Annotated in this window: 12 protein-coding genes; 2 read left to right on the forward strand and 10 right to left on the reverse strand. The window is 41.9% G+C overall.

The window, feature by feature from the left end; translation table 11 throughout:
* Window positions 1–48 precede the first annotated feature (48 nt).
* The 10 genes from MED121_RS01820 to gyrA all read right to left on the reverse strand — a co-directional run bounded on the left by MED121_RS01820 (window position 49) and on the right by gyrA (window position 16,020).
* The gene (locus MED121_RS01820) at window positions 49–1,842 is read right to left on the reverse strand and encodes a YHYH protein (protein WP_009831879.1); all 1,794 of its coding nucleotides are present in this window, start codon (window positions 1,840–1,842) and stop codon (window positions 49–51) included.
* Between the two features lie 209 nt (window positions 1,843–2,051).
* Window positions 2,052–2,906 (reverse strand): glutathione-dependent disulfide-bond oxidoreductase, encoded by an 855-nt coding sequence (gene yghU, locus MED121_RS01825; RefSeq protein WP_009831880.1) that lies wholly within the window; start codon window positions 2,904–2,906, stop codon window positions 2,052–2,054.
* 210 nt (window positions 2,907–3,116) lie between these two features.
* Entirely contained in the window at window positions 3,117–5,000 is a 1,884-nt protein-coding gene (locus tag MED121_RS01830; RefSeq protein WP_036178515.1) for a methyl-accepting chemotaxis protein, read from the reverse strand.
* A gap of 201 nt (window positions 5,001–5,201) precedes the next feature.
* Entirely contained in the window at window positions 5,202–5,810 is a 609-nt protein-coding gene (locus MED121_RS01835; RefSeq protein ID WP_009831882.1) for a flavin prenyltransferase UbiX, read from the reverse strand.
* A gap of 201 nt (window positions 5,811–6,011) precedes the next feature.
* A complete protein-coding gene (gene rpsA, locus MED121_RS01840) occupies window positions 6,012–7,697 on the reverse strand; it encodes a 30S ribosomal protein S1 (RefSeq protein ID WP_009831883.1) in 1,686 nt (561 codons plus the stop codon).
* A 171-nt stretch (window positions 7,698–7,868) separates the two neighbouring features.
* Window positions 7,869–8,552, reverse strand: a complete 684-nt coding sequence (cmk, locus tag MED121_RS01845) for a (d)CMP kinase (RefSeq protein ID WP_009831884.1) — start codon at window positions 8,550–8,552, stop codon at window positions 7,869–7,871.
* Window positions 8,553–8,568: 16 nt separating this feature from the next.
* Window positions 8,569–10,845: a prephenate dehydrogenase/arogenate dehydrogenase family protein gene (locus MED121_RS01850; protein ID WP_242603166.1), complete on the reverse strand. Its 2,277-nt coding sequence runs from the start codon at window positions 10,843–10,845 to the stop codon at window positions 8,569–8,571.
* A 61-nt stretch (window positions 10,846–10,906) separates the two neighbouring features.
* The gene (gene pheA / locus MED121_RS01855) at window positions 10,907–12,028 is read right to left on the reverse strand and encodes a prephenate dehydratase (protein ID WP_009831886.1); all 1,122 of its coding nucleotides are present in this window, start codon (window positions 12,026–12,028) and stop codon (window positions 10,907–10,909) included.
* 120 nt (window positions 12,029–12,148) lie between these two features.
* Window positions 12,149–13,231 (reverse strand): 3-phosphoserine/phosphohydroxythreonine transaminase, encoded by a 1,083-nt coding sequence (serC, locus tag MED121_RS01860; RefSeq protein ID WP_009831887.1) that lies wholly within the window; start codon window positions 13,229–13,231, stop codon window positions 12,149–12,151.
* Between the two features lie 107 nt (window positions 13,232–13,338).
* Window positions 13,339–16,020, reverse strand: a complete 2,682-nt coding sequence (gyrA, locus tag MED121_RS01865; protein WP_009831888.1) for a DNA gyrase subunit A — start codon at window positions 16,018–16,020, stop codon at window positions 13,339–13,341.
* A 270-nt stretch (window positions 16,021–16,290) separates the two neighbouring features.
* On the opposite strand from gyrA, the gene MED121_RS01870 reads away from it, so the two are divergent.
* Both MED121_RS01870 and ubiG read left to right on the forward strand, forming a co-directional pair.
* The gene (locus tag MED121_RS01870; protein WP_009831889.1) at window positions 16,291–17,622 is read left to right on the forward strand and encodes a TRZ/ATZ family hydrolase; all 1,332 of its coding nucleotides are present in this window, start codon (window positions 16,291–16,293) and stop codon (window positions 17,620–17,622) included.
* An 81-nt stretch (window positions 17,623–17,703) separates the two neighbouring features.
* Window positions 17,704–18,426 carry a bifunctional 2-polyprenyl-6-hydroxyphenol methylase/3-demethylubiquinol 3-O-methyltransferase UbiG gene (gene ubiG, locus MED121_RS01875; protein ID WP_009831890.1) on the forward strand — a complete coding sequence of 241 codons (723 nt, stop codon included), beginning with the start codon at window positions 17,704–17,706 and terminating at the stop codon, window positions 18,424–18,426.
* The last annotated feature ends 18 nt before the right edge of the window (window positions 18,427–18,444 follow it).

Raw genomic sequence — 18,444 nt, forward strand, 5'->3', positions numbered from 1 at the left:
GCAACTTAAAATACGATTCAAAATAATCGATAAGACAACTCGCTAACACTATCGACAATGAGTTGAACTTATGTCTTTTACGCCTTTTTGATCACGAGTATCTAAGCGATAGCGAAAAGCAAAACAGCTCTGCCTTGACTGATAGCCCACCTCTCCTTCGTTTAATTTTCGATAAAGAATCATAGCGCTAGTCGAAGCCGCAATTTTTCGATTACTCTTTCCAGGAGCAATCTCGATATAAGACCATGTCTGATCTTGAAACTGCATGTCATCCGCATCCGTTAAGCTAACATCTGAACCTGACCAAGCAAGGTCTCGTCGCTTAGTCCAATGCTCTCCCCTAGGAACAGAAGCACTTTGATCAGCTTTTGCTCGATAACAACCAATAGTATATGGCGCCTTTTGAGTGGTGTAATACACATACTCACTGCCATCCCCATGCAAGTCATAGGCATTACATTCATCTAATTTAACCTGCCCTCTTTGCACACTTTCAGGTAGATAATTTAAATCCGTATAGCGACCAGCACCATAGTCAGTTCCTCCTTCGACCAACTGCCCCCCTGCGGTACCATAATAAAGAGGCAGACCATCAAACATATAAGCTAAAGGCTTTGAAGGGTCATGAGTGTCCATCAAGCATAAGGGAGCCATATGATAATGATAATCCTCACCATTCCCGGCATGGGCACCACATTGATCAATCTCCCCTAACAGCGCGGTATCCCTATCACTATAATCAGCTCCTATCTGAGCAACCTCTCCGCGGCTATTTTCTTTTGCATAATGCAATATAGGAATCCCTTCAACTGAAATGCCGATAGCATCATGAATATTCAAATTGCTCTCAAGGGCATCAAGGTAATCTGGCACTAAAGGCAAGGACCAAGTTGCCTGTGTCGGAATGGGAACTCGACCTATCCAAGAAGCGATTCCTACATTAGATTTATCTGCCGCTAATTTTGAGCGATCAGGTAAAAAGGTTTTGCTGGTAACCAAGAGCTCAGTGTCACTACAACTCACACTAACTTTATCGCTATAGGCTGCAAAGTCGCCGGATTTAGTGGCGCAATCTGTCGCCACCTCTGTAGGAATATGATCACTGTTCTTAGGATTATATCTTGCTCTTTGTAAGGTTAAGGATGCATCCGCTAATAGATAAGGTGAGATAGCTTGATAAAGAGAAGCAAGATCAGCACTTTTTGCGGTTAACCCGAGCTCACCAGGCCCACTTGAAAGTGCATAAAGTGTAATCGTATACATTTGATTATTTGTATCTTTAGAGCAAGGCGCTGAATAAGCAAGTGCCCCATTAACAGTATTAGGCCCAAAAACGCCGATATCTGTTTGCCCTTGTATTAACGCATTTACCCCTGCAGGAATATCAAATTGCGTCCAATACACATGCGCTTTAGAAAAATCACCCTCATCTCTGGGAGATGGGTAGTGATACATCCCCAAAGCAAAGGATTGAGTCCCTTCTGGCACACCCTGCCAGTTAAGCGCTATTGACTCGCCTTTATTGAGTGCATCACAAGTCGCACTAAACGGCAGTACATAACGACTTTTCACCCCATCACTGGCTAAAGAAAAAGTACCCACTCCCTTTTCTGGCGCTTTTTGTTGTGGAACTTGCATACCATTTAGTTGAACCTGGGCAGCATTGGTCTGCACTCCTTGGCTATCAACTCTTCCTTCTCCAGGTTTAGGAGGTGGATCATCAGGTTTTTCTCTTGGCCCCATACAAGCGGTTAATAAAGTGGAGCTTAATGCAATTAACACAGCCGTTTTTATAAACCCCAACTGATGCAATCTATTAGTCTTGCTTTGACTAACATACATAACGATTTTCCTTTTACGATGAAACACAAGTATGCCATTCGAATCGATATTAAACGTGTATTTTTTAGCGCTTAGATTGAAAAGTATGTCAGAAAAGTGATTGCTACAAGTTTTGTGTAAGAGAGAAAGGAGAATAGATGTTTTATAAAAAAAGCGGATCTCGTATACATAGATCCGCTTCTAAATGTTTAGCTAATGTTTGCTGGAGGTTACTTTAGCTTTGAGTCAATATCACTTGCATCATGACGCTCAGGGACTTGCTGAGATTCTTCTCCCCACGTTTTATTAACCACTCTCCCTCTTTGCACCGCTGGCCTTGCTTTAATGTCATTCGCCCAACGTACTAAGTTTTGATAAGAGTCCGCTTCAAGAAACTCCGCCGCATTATAAACTTCATTTAAAACAAGGTTTCCGTACCAGGACCAAACAGCAATATCAGCAATGCTATATTCATCGCCACAAAGATAAGTATTATTTGCAAGTTGCTTATCAAGCACATCTAATTGGCGCTTAACTTCCATTGTGAAACGATCAACACAGTACTCAATTTTTACTGGTGCATAGGCATAAAAATGGCCAAAGCCGCCACCAAGATAAGGCGCGCTTCCCATTTGCCAGAATAACCAGGATAGGCATTCAGTACGTTTGCCAAAGTCTTTAGGAATAAGCTGTCCAAATTTCTCAGCCAAATAAAGCAGAATCGCACCTGATTCAAATACCTTTTGTGGCACTTCAAGGCCATTATCAAGTAAGGCGGGGATTTTTGAGTTCGGGTTAATATCAACAAAACCAGAAGAGAACTGGTCACCCTCGCCAATTTTAATTAGATGCGCATCATATTCAGCATCTTTTACCCCAAGCACCAATAACTCCTCTAGCATTATGGTCACTTTAATGCCATTTGGTGTTGCTAAAGAATACAGCTGCAAAGGGTGCTTACCAACAGGCAAGGTTTTCTCATGTGTTGCACCCGAAACAGGGCGATTTATGCTCGCCCAAGTACCACCACTTTCAGCTTCCCATTTCCAAACTTTAGGTGGCTCATACTCATTAACATCTTGCATAACCTACTCCGTAAAATTGTTTCATTTCACTATAAAGAGATCAAATATCATAACAAGTCATTATGAATAAGCTTCAAGGAAGAAAAAAGCAAACTTCAAGGAAGCAGCAATAGACAGATCCCACTCACAACAAATAACACATCAAAGATACACACAAAAAAATGGCCCTTTACTATAAAGAGCCATTTCTATTATCGAAACAAGGCACAGTTAAACTTTAAACTTATCTAATGCCTTTTCTTGCTGTTCAGTTAAATCAACCATCTCCTTACAAAGCCCCTCTTGATTAATCGCCATCTCAGAAACTGATTGACTAATATCTCGGATATTTTGCGTGTTTTGGTTAATCTCTTTGGTTGTCATACTTTGCTCTTCAGCAGCTGTCGCTATTTGAACATTCATACCATTAATTGCTTCGATACTGTCGCGAATTTCATTTAATGACGTACTGGCTTGCAAAGCGACTTGTTGCGTTTGATCCGCATTTTCACGACTTTCAAGAATAACTTTTTCAGCGTTTTTCACACCCACTTGAAGCTGTGAGATCATACCTTTAATTTGCTCTGTCGATTCTTGCGTCTTCGAAGCCAGAGTTCTTACCTCATCTGCCACAACGGCAAACCCACGGCCCTGCTCACCCGCCCGAGCAGCCTCAATCGCAGCATTAAGCGCCAATAGGTTCGTTTGATCAGCAATATCTGTGATCACGGTTAAGATAGATTCAATGTTATTACTATAATTAACCAATTCATTAATCGTGGTAACCACACTTCCCATCTGATTTGTGAGATGTGCGATAGAGCTTGATGTTTTATCCACTATTTCAACGCCACTTTTAGCAACACTATCCGCTTCACTGGCTTTTTGAGCAGCACTTTGAGCATTTCCTGCCACATCATGAGCCGTCGCCGACATCTCACTCATGGCCGTCGCTAACTGATCAAGCTCGGTTAATTGCAAGCTCAGTTCTTGCGCTGCTTTAGAAGAGGAATCTTCAGTTTTATCAGTATTTAACCTTACCTGTGATGAGGTTGTTTTAACTTCTTTGATTAAATTCTGCAAATAACTTAAGAATTGGTTAAAGTCCTCAGACACCTTACCAAACTCATCATTACTTAAAATATCAAGACGCTTAACCAAATCACCTTCACCAGAGTTAATCTCCTGTAACGACTCTCTTAAAGCCTTTAAAGGCTGAAGCAGTTTAGCAACAACATAATAAAGTACAGCAGAACATAAAAGCGCCGCTATGATGGTACTTATTAAAGCAATCCAACCAAATGCTTTCACATCAGCCATCACCTTATCTTCTTCTAGCACAACACCTATATACCAGTCCGTTCCATATAAATTAGACAATGGGCTAAACGTGGTAAATACATCTGTACCATCTAATAATTTGGTAGCACTTAAACTCACGCCAAAGTTAGATTCACCACCTTCAATCAAATCAGAAATATTTTGGCCATTAAACTCACCTTGAGGGTGACTAATAATATTGCCGTCTTTATTTAAAATAAATGCATAACCTGTGTGGTTAAAGTTAAGTGTATTGACTGCATCAGACACACTCTTCAGACTTAAATCACCGCCAAAAGCACCTTTAAATTCCCCTTTATCATAAAAGTTTGCTACTGCTGAGATAAGCAACTCACCCGAAACAGAATCGGCATAAGGCTCAGTCAAAATAGCTTGTTTGTGAGCTTTAGCGAGTGGATACCATGGGCGTTTACGTGCATCCCAATTGGCTGGATTCCAAGATGGGTCATTGGTAATACGCTTACCATCAGTAGCAAGGCCACCGAAAATAAGAATAAACTCTTTTTTGTACAGAGGGAGATTAAAAGTACTTTGAATATTTTCTTGATTAAATTCTGCTTCTATATTCTGAGCAGCAATATCAATTAAGGCTAATTTGCTGTTTAGCCAATTATTAACTTGAACAGCCAAAGCCTTGCTTGTTTCTTGTGTACTAATTGTCGTTTTTTCGAATAGAGCAGATTTTAAATTTGCATACTGCATCCATGAGTATATTGAAAATACCATTACCACAACAAAGGATGCACACAAAGCGACCTTATGAGAGACCTTCATACATTCACCAATAAATTAAATAAGGATTAAAAATTTAATAAGGATTCAACAACTAATTAAGAGTGGAACATTAATTGGTATTTAGCCATTTCAAACAAACAGTTAGTTGAATTTTTCTTAATACAAATAATAACAGGTGAACAACATCAGACAATGCTTATATAAAAATAACATCAGCTATTTTTATATTTCTTAATAAAACTAAGACTCCCCCCACCTATCAATTAACCCTTGTTCAACATCAAGATGATCCAATATGCGGGCAACAATAAAATCAACCATATCATCGAGTGTTTCTGGATTATGATAAAAGCCAGGTGACGCAGGCAGAATGATGGCCCCCATACGCGTCAGCTTTAACATATGCTCAAGGTGAATTTCCGAATAAGGCGTTTCTCTTGGCACTAAAATAAGCTTACGACGCTCCTTTAATGCAACATCAGCCGCTCTTTCAATCAAATTATTACTAGCACCGGTTGCTATAGCAGAAAGACAACCTGTCGAACAAGGCACAACAACCATAGAGGAAGGAGCAGATGAACCAGAAGCGACTGGTGAAAACCACTGCTCTTTATTAAAGACTTTTATTTGCTCATCTTTTGCCGAAAAAATATCAGTTAAATGAGCTTGCTGAGCGGCAGCTTGTCCAGGCAACTTAAACTCAGTTTCTGTCGCCATCACAATTTGTGCAGCCTTAGACACCATAACAAACACCTGAACATTGGCCTTTACCAACAGTTCAATCAAGCGTAATGCATAGGGCATTCCTGATGCACCGGTTAGTGCAATCGAAACTCTTTTATCAAACATTTAAATACCTTGAGTAGCTTTAATTTATAAGTAGCGAAAGACAAGTTATAAACATATTTTTAACTCTTTACCCTATACCCACAGTTATCCACAGTTTCTGTGCATACTTTTATTGTCAACGACTTAGGCCTAGTTTATAAGAATTTAAATAAAAAAAATGCGAGCAAAGCCCGCATTTTTTTAACACAAGAAAACTAAATCTTAGTTTTGGTTTTCTAGCTGAGCCTTGATCAAATCACCGATAGTGGTAGGACCATTTGCTTCAACTTGTGCTGCTTTCTCTGAATGAGATTTCATTGCTGCTTTCTCTTCAGAAGCATCTTTCTGCTTGATAGAAAGAGCAATAGTGCGAGCTTTACGATCAACATTGATCACAGCAGCTTCAACAGAATCACCTTCTTTCAATACAGAAGTTGCATCTTCAACACGGTCACGGCTTAGTTCAGAAACTTTAAGTGTTGCTTCAACACCTTCAGCTAGAACAACTACTGCACCTTTAGCATCAACTTCTTTAACAGTACCAGTTACGATAGCGCCTTTGTCGTTTTCAGCTGCGAAACCAACAAATGGGTCTTCTTCAAGTTGTTTAACACCCAAAGAGATACGCTCACGTTCAGCATCGATAGACAATACAACAGTTTCAAGGTTATCACCTTTCTTGTATTGACGAACGGCTTCTTCACCAGTCTCATCCCAAGATAGATCAGATAGGTGTACAAGACCGTCGATACCGCCTTCAAGACCGATGAATACACCGAAGTCAGTGATAGACTTGATGCCACCAGAGATCTTGTCGCCTTTGTTGTAAGAAGTAGCGAACTCTTCCCATGGATTAGGAGTACACTGTTTAACACCTAGAGAAATACGACGACGCTCTTCGTCGATGTCTAGGATCATAACTTCTACTTCGTCACCAATTTGAACAACTTTTGATGGGTGGATATTCTTGTTTGTCCAATCCATTTCAGATACGTGAACAAGACCTTCAACACCTTCTTCAAGTTCTGCAAAGCAACCGTAGTCAGTCAGGTTAGTAACTTTAGCTGTTACTTTAGTACCTTCTGGGTAACGGGCTTTGATTGCTACCCATGGATCTTCACCCAATTGCTTAAGACCTAGAGATACGCGGTTACGCTCACGGTCGAACTTAAGAACTTTAACGTCGATTTCATCACCAACAGCAATGATTTCGCTTGGGTGCTTAATGCGTTTCCAAGCCATGTCAGTGATGTGTAGAAGACCGTCAACACCACCAAGATCAACGAATGCACCGTAGTCAGTAAGGTTCTTAACGATACCTTTAACTTCTTGACCTTCTTCAAGAGAAGCAAGCAATGTTTCGCGTTCAGCGCTGTTTGTCGCTTCCATAACGGCACGACGAGAAACAACAACGTTGTTACGTTTTTGATCAAGTTTGATAAGTTTAAACTCTAGATCAACACCTTCTAGGTGAGAAGTGTCACGGATCGGACGAACGTCAACCAAGGAACCAGGTAGGAAAGCACGGATATTAGCGATGTCAACGGTGAAACCACCTTTAACTTTACCGTTAATAACACCAACAACGATTTCGCTGTCTTCGTATGCTTTCTCAAGAACTTCCCAAGTCTCAGCACGTTTCGCTTTCTCACGAGAAAGCTTAGTTTCACCGAAACCATCTTCTACTGCGTCTAGAGCAACTTTAACTTCGTCGCCGATATTAAGAGTGAATTCACCGCTTTCAGATAGGAACTGAGCGCGTGGAATAACACCTTCAGATTTAAGACCTGCATGAACAGTTACCCATTCATTGTCGATATCAACAATAATACCGGTAACAATTGAGCCTGGCGCCATTTCGACGGTTAACAAGCTTTCTTCAAACAGTTCAGCGAAGCTTTGAGTCATTGTATTTCCTATTAAGTAAGTATGGAAAACCATACTGTAACCGCATTGCCAGCAAACACGGGTCAGTTTTTAAAAAGTGCGAGATAGACTCTGCTGGCGCCTATCTCAAGGATAAATTTTCACTAACGCTTTAAAGTATAATTCAAGGCGTTATTTACGCCAAAAAACAGATCAGTTAATTCCCTTCTTTGCTACTTCAGCAAGAATAGAATCAACGACCTGTTCAATAGACTGATCTGTACTGTCAACAACCAAGGCACCGACGGCCGGTACTAGAGGGGCAACGGGGCGATTTGCATCACGCTCGTCTCTTTCTTGAATGGTGCTCACTAATTCTTCAATATTAACACTCTCACCCTTAGCTTTCAATTGAAGGAAGCGACGGTTTGCACGTTCTTCAGCACTTGCTGTTAAAAAAACCTTTACTGGTGCTTCAGGGAAAACAATTGTTCCCATATCGCGACCATCGGCAACCAAACCAGGCTCATGGGCAAAAGCATGTTGGCGTAGCAATAAACCTTCACGTACTTCAGGAATTGCAGCTAATTTAGAGGCGTTGTTACCGATAACTTCGGTACGAATCGCTTGTGTCACATTCTCACCTTCTAGCACGATTTCAGTTTCGCCATTTTCTCCATGACGGAACTGAACATCTAAATGCTCAGCAAGAACTTTTAATGTGTCAGCATCGTCCATCGCCATCCCATGGTGGGTAGCAGCAAGTGCTAAAAGGCGATACAACGCACCACTATCCAATAGATTCCAGCCAAGTTTATCAGCAATAATCTGACTTACTGTGCCCTTACCAGCGCCACTCGGACCATCTATTGTGATGATAGGTGCCTGATTGATCATATTCTTTCCTCTCTTGTTATTGAGCGATTTGGCAATGAAAGCCAAGGGGCTCAACAATAGTTTCAAACTCTTCAAATTCTTCTAATAACTTGTGGCAATCATTGACTGTCACCGGACTGCGACTGCGCATACCTAATGCCAGCATAGCGAGCGCAAGATGATAGTCGCCCGCACTGTCCAATTCCCCACCACAAGGAATACAGCCTTCAATTTCTAAAACACCTGCCTGTAAACGGCAAGGAACACCAATAATCACCAGCGCATCGACAAAAGTCGTTATTCTGTCTTCCCAGTGATACGGCAAACGTTGTAAACCTTCAAACCGACTTGTGCCTTTAGCGTAAACCGCCGCCACACAAAGCAGTAACAATTCATTGCGCACAGATAAAACATCTTCCTCGCTAACCTTAAAACCCGAAAATTCCGTAAAACCGACTTTAATGCTCGCCTTATCCATCGGACGCACCACAGATAAAGGCTCACTCAAATTATGGGAGCTCTCAATTTTAGCGCCACCTTGTATCAAGAGGTTTAAGAAATGTGTATTTATCTGAGATAAAGCCAAATTACCCACTTCAAGACGAGAACCCGGTGATAGACTCGCCAACAATATCAACCATGCTGCTTTATCCATATCAGCCGGCATGTCTAATTGAGCGGCACGCGGTTTTTGTGCTTGCGCCAATGCAATACTGCTTGATGCCTTAACACAAGACTTTGATGTTATCTGACAAGAAAACAAAGCCAGCAAGCCTTCAACGCCATCGCTTTCAATCGCATCCAATAAATTTAATTCTGTATCTTTTTGGCTCATAACACCTGCCATTAAAGCGGCAAGTTTCAACTGCCTTGAATGACCTTTTACATCAACTTTAAACTGGTTAATCAATTGATTATCAGTTGCGATTGCAAACGGTAAACATCCAGACTCAGAAGTAGTGACACTAGCTCCCATGGATTTAACGATATCAAGCAAATCTACAAACGGCTGCGCACTTAAAGCGTCATCCGCAATAAAGGTAACGGCAAATTTTTGAGCCGCTAGCACGGGCAACAATACATGCAAGCTTAACGCTGAATCATGCACATTAATCGGGGCAATCGGTGCTTTTAACCCGTTTAGTCCGACCCCATGAATTCGTAACCTTTGCCCACCAAAGTCTTCAACCACCACGCCCATATCACGCAAGGCCTGCAATGTTACTTTAACCCCCTGCCCCATATCCAAATTACTGAGATCACTGACACCCTCACAAAGGGCCGCTATTGTAATCGCAATATGTGACAAAAACTTGTCACCTCTTAAATTAATTTCGCCTTTTATAAGCGAAGCGGGCAGTACCTTAATGGATATAGGCTTAACAGTCGAAGCAGATGTGGCTGAACGCGCTTCTAATAAACGTAAAAAATGATCTCGCGCAGACTTTGCCCGAGTAAAAACACCAAACATAGCTGGACCATCGCCCACTTCAATAGAGTGTCGAAGTTGCTGTAGGTGATCCGTAAAAGAGTCCAACGACTCGAGGGTGGCATCTTTATTTGCTAAAAACACATCACGCCACATAATAGGGTCACTCGATGCAATACGCGTAAAGTCTCTAAACCCACCTGCAGCAAACCTAAACACATCCTGACTACGCTCACTATTAGCCAGAGCATCCACCAAGGTATAAGCCAATAAATGAGGTAAATGACTTGAACCTGCTAACACATGATCATGGTGAACAACGTCCATACTCACCACATCAGCACCAATCGCCGTCCACATTCTATGTAAACGATCAACCAATATCGCATCACTGTTTGGCAAGGGTGTGACTATGACTTTATGGTTTTCAAATAGATTTGGGTTGGCCGCTAATACACCACTTTTTTCCGCTCCCGCAATAGGATGGCCTGGGATAAAATTAGCAGGGACTTGACCAAACACCTTTCTTGCAGCCTCGACCACACTTTGCTTAGTGGAACCCACATCAGTCACTAATGTTGTTGCAGACAAATGTGGCTTAATTTGCTCAAGCACGGCCTCCATCGCTCTAACAGGCGTGGCCAAAATAATGATGTCCATTTTCGCAATAAATTCAGCATTTAACTCAGCTTCAACATCTATTACATGGGTTGCAATCCCTAAGGTCAATTCATCATGGCGTCGATCAGAACCAAAAAGATAAGCAAGACTTCGCTCTTTCAGCGCTTTAGCAACTGAACCACCTATCATTCCTAGACCGACAATTAAAACATTACCAAAATGTTCACCCGTTTTTTCAAACTGGCTTGATTGCAACTCAGACAAAGACAACACCCTATACAACAAATTAGGTTAACTACTTCTTTCAAGTAGCCTTTAACAAATACTAAAGAACGGCAATGGGATAGGATCCCAACACTTTCACTTCCGAGGCTTGACGCTCTAAATCTTTAATCACAGCCAAGGAATTAGCCTCATCAGCATGCCCTTCAAAATCAATGTAGAAAATATAACCCCAACGACTCATCAAAGAAGGTCGTGTTTCTAATCGCGTCATACTCACCTGATGTTTTTGAAAAGGTTCCAATAATCGGTAAAGTGCACCAGGTTCGTTTTTGGCACTGATTAACAAGGAGGTCTTATCTTTACCACTTGGCAACACATCTTGATGACCTATCATCAAAAATCGTGTCGTATTATCAGGATGATCTTCAATATTAGAAGAAAGCTTGGTTAAAGAATAAAGCTCACTTGCGATATCACCAGCAATTGCCGCAATCGCAGTGCCATTTTGAGCAGCATCCGCCACCATTTTAGCCGCCTCAGCATTAGAATTAACCGCAATACGCTCTGCATGAGGCCAATATCTATCTAACCAAGCACGACATTGAGCCAATGACTGCTGGTGCGAATAAATATGCGTAATTTGCTCAGCATCAACGTTTGGTGCCACTAATAAGTGGTGGTGAATTCTTAGCTCAACTTCGCCACATATCTTCAGCGCAGAATCTCTAAAACTATCTAACGTATGATTCACTACCCCTTCCGTCGAATTCTCTACAGGTACCACACCATAGTTAGCAGCACCGGACTCAACTTCACGAAATACCTCGTCAATCGCCGCCATAGGCGCACTGATAATTGAGCGACCAAAGTGCTTTATCGCAGCCTGTTGAGTAAAGGTCCCTTCTGGCCCCAAAAAGGCAATGCGCATTGGTTTTTCAAGCGCAAGACACGAAGACATGACTTGACGAAAAATTTTCGCCATCTCTTCATTGCCCAAAGGACCTTGATTACGTTCCATCACGCGACGCAATACTTGCGCTTCACGTTCAGGGCGATAGAAAACAACCGCATCATCACCCTGCTCAGATAGCTTCACTTCAGCAACTTTTTGTGCGCATTGGGCGCGCTCATTAATAAGCACTTGAATTTCAGAATCAATTGCATCAATTCGATCCCTTAATAAAGGCAAGGTATCAGGAATATTCGTTTTATTTTTTGGCACGTTTACTAGCAACCTTTTCGTTATAATCGAGCTCTTACGACTCGTTAAATGCCTGTTGGCATTATTCACTTAAATTTCGTTTTCGCTTATTTGCCCACACGCAAAATAAGAGATAATAATTTAATAGCCGTATTTTTTCTCAAATGCATTCATAAAGTCGATCAGACTCACAACCCCTTCCATTGGCATCGCATTATAAATACTGGCTCTCATCCCCCCTACAGAACGATGCCCCGCTAAGGTTTTTAACCCTGCCGCCTCGGACTCTTGCAAAAAGGCTTTTTCTAAAGACTCATCCGCCAAGGTAAAAGGAATATTCATGCGAGAACGGTAGTTAGCATCAATCCCATTTGAGAATAAACGACTCGCGTCTAATTTTTGGTATAAACGTCGCGCTTTCTCAACATTAATCTCTTCAATTGCTTCAACGCCACCTTGCTCAAGCAGCCATTCAAACACCAAATTAGCCAAATAAATACTGTAAGTTGGCGGTGTGTTTACCATGGAGCCATTTTCGGCAATTTTGGCAAAATTCCATGTTGTCGGTAATGCATCTTGGCTGCGTGCCAATAAATCTTTACGAATAATGACAACCACAACACCCGCAGGACCAATATTTTTCTGGGCACCTGCATAAATCAAACCATAGCGACTCACATCAATTTTGCGAGACAGTATGGTTGATGATAAATCCGCAACAATTGGCAAATCAGTTTCAGGTAACTCAGCGAATTCTAAACCACCAATGGTCTCATTGGGAGTAATGTGAAGATATGATGCAGATTCATCAATTTCCAAACCATCAAAAGAAGGCACTGTTTGGTAATTCGAATCTTTAGATGACGCAAGAACATTCACTTTTGTGTATTTACCCGCTTCTTTAATCGCTTTCGCAGACCAAACACCTGTATCCAAATAACAAGCAGAATCATAACCCGGGGTTAAATTCGCAGGGATTTGAGCAAACAAAGTTGATGCGCCACCTTGCATAAATAACACTTCATAATTTTCAGGAATATCAAGCAACTTGATCAAGTTTTGCTTAGCCGACTCTAAGACGGAAACAAACTCCTTACTGCGGTGACTCATTTCCATCACCGACATACCCACTCCGTGCCAATCCAGAATTTCACGTTGTGCTTTGACTAAGACAGCTTCAGGTAAAGCAGCAGGACCAGAACAGAAATTATAAACACGAGACATGACGCAAATAACCCTTCTTTAAAAAGCTAAAACAACTAAAAAACACAAGGGCGCATTATTAAATAAGGCGCCCTTGCTGAGATAACATTAACGATTAAGGCACTTAATCATTGTTCAGACTCACCCGCATCAGGCTCTGCAGTTTCTGGAGCCGTTTCAGCATTTGCTTCAACCCCTTCCTCAACCGCTTCACCTTCAACGTCTTCAATGTCCTCGTCATCTTCTACAACTCGCACTACACCCACTAGCTGCTCTTCATTCGTCAATCGAATTAAAGTCACCCCTTGAGTATTACGACCCTGACAAGACACTTCACTGACTCGCGTACGAACTAAGGTTCCTTGATCAGTAATTAAGATAATCTCATCATCATCAGCCACTTGAACCGCTCCGACAACCGGCCCATTACGATCAGACACCTGGATACCTATGACACCCTGTCCACCACGACCATAAACTGGAAAATCGTCAATTGCAGTACGCTTACCATAACCATGCTCACATGCCGTTAGGACACTCATCCCTTCTTCTGGCACGATCAAAGAGACCACTTTCGCACCTTCAGCAGCAAGTTTAATACCACGAACACCCGCGGCAGTTCGGCCCATTGCACGAACATCAGACTCTTTAAAGCGGATCGTTTTACCCGTACTAGAAACAAGCATGATGTCATCATTACCATTCGTAATAGACACACCCACCAACTCATCAGATTCATCCAAACTTAACGCAATCAAGCCGGTTGAACGAGGTCGAGCAAAATGCTGCATGGCTGTTTTCTTCACGGTACCATTTGCTGTCGCCATAAAGATAAAGCTTTCAGCGTCTTCGCTCACTTCAGTCTCGGCATCTTCAGCATCTGATTTTTCAGGAGCAACAAGCGGCAACAGAGCAGAAATGGACTCCCCTTCGCTTAATGGCAGAAGGTTAACAATAGGACGCCCTTTCGCATTTCGGCTGGCAACAGGAATTTCAAATACTCGCAGCCAGTAAACCTTACCAAAGTTACTGAATAACATGATGGTGTCATGGCTACTTGTGACTAACAAATGACTAATATGGTCTTCATCTTTCATACTTGACGATGACTTACCACGCCCGCCACGACGTTGAGCTTGATACTCTTCTAGAGGCTGAGACTTGGCATAACCCGTATTAGAAATGGTTACTACCATTGGCGCTTCGTCAATTAGGTCAGCTACGGTCAAATCTTGACGGGAAGTCAGAATTTCAGTACGACGTACATCACCAAATTGCGCTTTAATTTCTTCCAGCTCTTCACGGATAACTTCCATCAATCTTGCAGGAGATGCCAAGATATGAAGTAGCTCCGCGATTAATTCAATTAGCGCTTTATATTCGTTCTGAAGTTTTTCGTGCTCTAGCCCTGTTAGGCGATGAAGACGAAGGTCAAGAATGGCTTGCGCTTGAACTGGAGATAAGTAGTAAGAACCGTCTTTAAAGCCAAACTCTTCAGGTAAATCATCTGGACGACAGGCATCCGTACCTGCACGCTCTAGCATTGCTGACACATCACCTGGGGCCCAGGCTTTAGAAACCAACTTCTCTTTCGCTTCTGCTGAAGTAGGAGATTGGCGAATCAACTCAATAATCTCTTCGATATTCGCTAATGCAACAGCCAAGCCTTCTAACACATGGCCACGCTCACGCGCTTTACGAAGTTCGAAAATAGTACGGCGAGTAACAACTTCTCGTCTGTGCTTAACAAAGCACTCAAGCACTTGTTTCAGGTTTAACAACTCTGGACGCCCATCAACCAAGGCCACCATGTTAATACCAAAAACACCCTGTAGTTGGGTTTGTATGAACAAGTTATTAACCACTACATCCGCGTTTTCACCCCGACGTAGTTCAATAACAATACGCATACCGTCTTTATCAGACTCATCTCGAAGCTCACTGATGCCCTCAAGCTTTTTGTCTTTAACAAGCTCGGCAATTTTCTCAATGACTCTCGCCTTGTTTAACTGATAAGGGATTTCTGTGAAAACAATGGCTTCACGGTTCCCTTTCTCCATTGGCTCAATATGGTGACGTGCACGCATATAGATTTTGCCACGACCCGTTTTATAAGCGTCGACAATACCCGCTCTGCCATTAATAAAGGCAGATGTTGGGAAGTCAGGGCCAGGAATGTATTCCATTAGCTCATCGATCGTAATGGCCTCGTTATCAATGAGCGCCAAACTACCATCAATCACTTCAGACAGGTTATGTGGCGGAATATTTGTAGCCATACCAACCGCAATACCAGAAGAGCCATTAACCAATAACCCTGGAATACGAGTGGGCATAACCTCAGGCATATGCTCTGTACCATCATAGTTAGGTACAAAATCAACCGTCTCTTTCTCAAGATCCATCAGGAAGTTATGGGCAATTTTTTCCATACGAATTTCGGTATAACGCATCGCAGCTGGGTTATCACCATCTACAGAACCGAAGTTACCTTGACCATCAACCAAGGTATAGCGCATGGAAAAAGGCTGGGCTAATCGAACAATTGCATCATAAACAGCCGTATCACCATGTGGGTGGTACTTACCAATTACGTTACCAACGATACGAGCCGATTTTTTATATGCTTTATTCCAATCATTTTTCTCTTCATGCATCGCAAATAAAACGCGACGATGGACAGGTTTTAAACCGTCACGAACATCAGGCAAAGCTCGGCCAACAATAACACTCATGGCGTAATCTAAATAAGAGCTTTTCAGTTCGTTCTCAATACTGACGGGAGTAATTTCTTTGGCTAATTCACCCATAGGTACAATCGTTCCTTATGCCTTAGAGTCACATCGACTCTCTGGATATGTTCTTTTTTTATAAGCGCGGCATTGTAGCACAAGCAATTCGATAACTCCCACTCTGAAATAGGAATTGATTTCACAGATGCTAATAGACTCAATCAAAGCCAGAACAAAAATCATTAAAAGTAAAAAAAATCGAGGTAAGACAAGACAAAAATACAGTTTAAATTGGAATAACAGTGACCTTAACCGCTATAATGTAACTATCTAAAATAAGGAGCTTGTATGCCAAGTCGCAGTCAAGAAAAGCAATCAATTAACACCCTAATCCATGCCAAATGGATAGCTAGGGTAAGCATTGACGAGCTCCTTGTTGATCATAGCATTGCACTTAATCAGGGAATTATCATAGAGGTATTGCCAACAGGGAGTGCTTTACAGAAGTATCAAGCAAATTCAACTTATTCACTTGATCAACACCTTGTTACACCAGGTTTCATCAATACCCATGGCCATGCCGCCATGACGCTTTTCAGGGGCCTAGCTGATGATCTCCCCCTTATGACTTGGCTTGAGGAACACATCTGGCCCCAAGAAACGAAATGGCTGAGTGCAGAATTCACTAGAGTCGGCAGTGAACTTGCGATTGCAGAAATGATTAAAAGTGGCACGACTTGTTTTAGCGATAATTACTTCTTTAGCCAAGAGGTAGGTAAAGCAGCAGAAAAAGCCGGTATAAGAGCACAACTTTGCCCCACTATTTTGAACATCAAAACCCCATGGGCGGCAAATATTGATGAGTATTTAGCAAAGGCAGAAGAAAGCTATCACACCTTTGAAAGCAACCCTCTTATCTACAGCATACTTGGGCCGCATTCACCTTATGTTTTAACGGATAACGATCTCAGCAAAGTGGCTAACAAGGCAAATGAACTTGATTGCATGATCCAAATGCATATACATGAAACCGCTCAAGAAATTAGCCATTCACTAGAAAATTATTATTGCCGACCACTGGCAAGGCTAGATAGAGTGAGTATGCTAGATGAGAAACTCCAAGCCGTTCACATGACACAACTCACAGAACATGAAATGGATTTACTCGCCGAACGCAATGTAAAAGTCATCCATTGCCCAGAATCCAACCTCAAACTCGCCAGTGGCTTTTGCCCTATAAGTTCACTAAAAACTAGAAACATCACCATAGGTCTTGGTACAGATGGTGCTGCCAGCAATAATGATCTCGATATGTTAGGCGAAATGCGCAGCGCTTCTCTTTTAGCCAAAGCAAGCTCGTCTAATGCGACCACATTAAATGCGACAGAAACCTTACGCATGGCGACACTGGATGGCGCAAAAAGCATAGGCCTTGATAAACTAATAGGCAGCATAGAACCCACAAAACAAGCTGACTTATGTGCAATTAAGCTCGACGAACTCGCCAACCTGCCAATTTACAACCCAATATCACAACTTATCTATACCGCTAACCGAAGCCAAGTTAGCCATGTTTGGGTCGCAGGTAAGATACTACTCAAAGACAAAGAACTTATGACAATAGACACAAACAAGCTCAAAGAAGAGGTACAGGTGTGGCAAAGGAAACTCACACTCTAACTTTTTAAACACTCACTGATTTAATAATAATCTGAACCCTATTCCTAATTTTGATTTAACCCCTTTATATTGGAACTTTTCATGAATAGCGACGCAAATTCAAGCAATGTAGACAATGCAGAAATCGCAAAATTTGAAGCACTAGCCAGCCGTTGGTGGGATAAAGAAAGCGAATTTAAACCACTTCACGACATCAATCCTCTTCGTACAAGATACATAGATGAAAGAGCGCAACTTGCTGGTAAAAAAACTATAGATATAGGCTGTGGTGGCGGTATTTTATCAGAGTCAATGGCACAAGCAGGGGCTCAAGTTAAAGGTATTGATATGGGAGAAGCACCCTTAGGTGTCGCTCGATTACATAAATTAGAAAGCCAGCTTGATATCGATTACGAGCGTATTACTGCAGAAGAAATAGCAGATAGAGAAGCAGGTCAATATGATATTGTTACCTGCCTAGAGATGCTTGAGCATGTACCAGACCCCTCTTCTATTATCAGAGCATGCTACAAACTTGTAAAACCTGGTGGACATGTCTTCTTCTCCACAATTAACCGTAATCCTAAAGCCTATTTATTTGCCGTTATTGGCGCTGAGTATGTACTGAACATGCTACCTAAAGGCACACATGACTATGCTAAATTTATTCAACCTGCCGAACTTAGCAATTATGCCCGCCTTGCAGGACTTGATGTCCATGAGCTTACCGGCATGACTTACAACCCTATCACCAAGCAATATCGGTTAAATAATAAAGACGTATCGGTTAACTATCTGATGCACACAACAAAAACAATAGATTAGACCGCTTACTTTCAGATA

It is taken from the genome of Marinomonas sp. MED121 (genome assembly GCF_000153025.1).
GTDB lineage: Bacteria > Pseudomonadota > Gammaproteobacteria > Pseudomonadales > Marinomonadaceae > Marinomonas.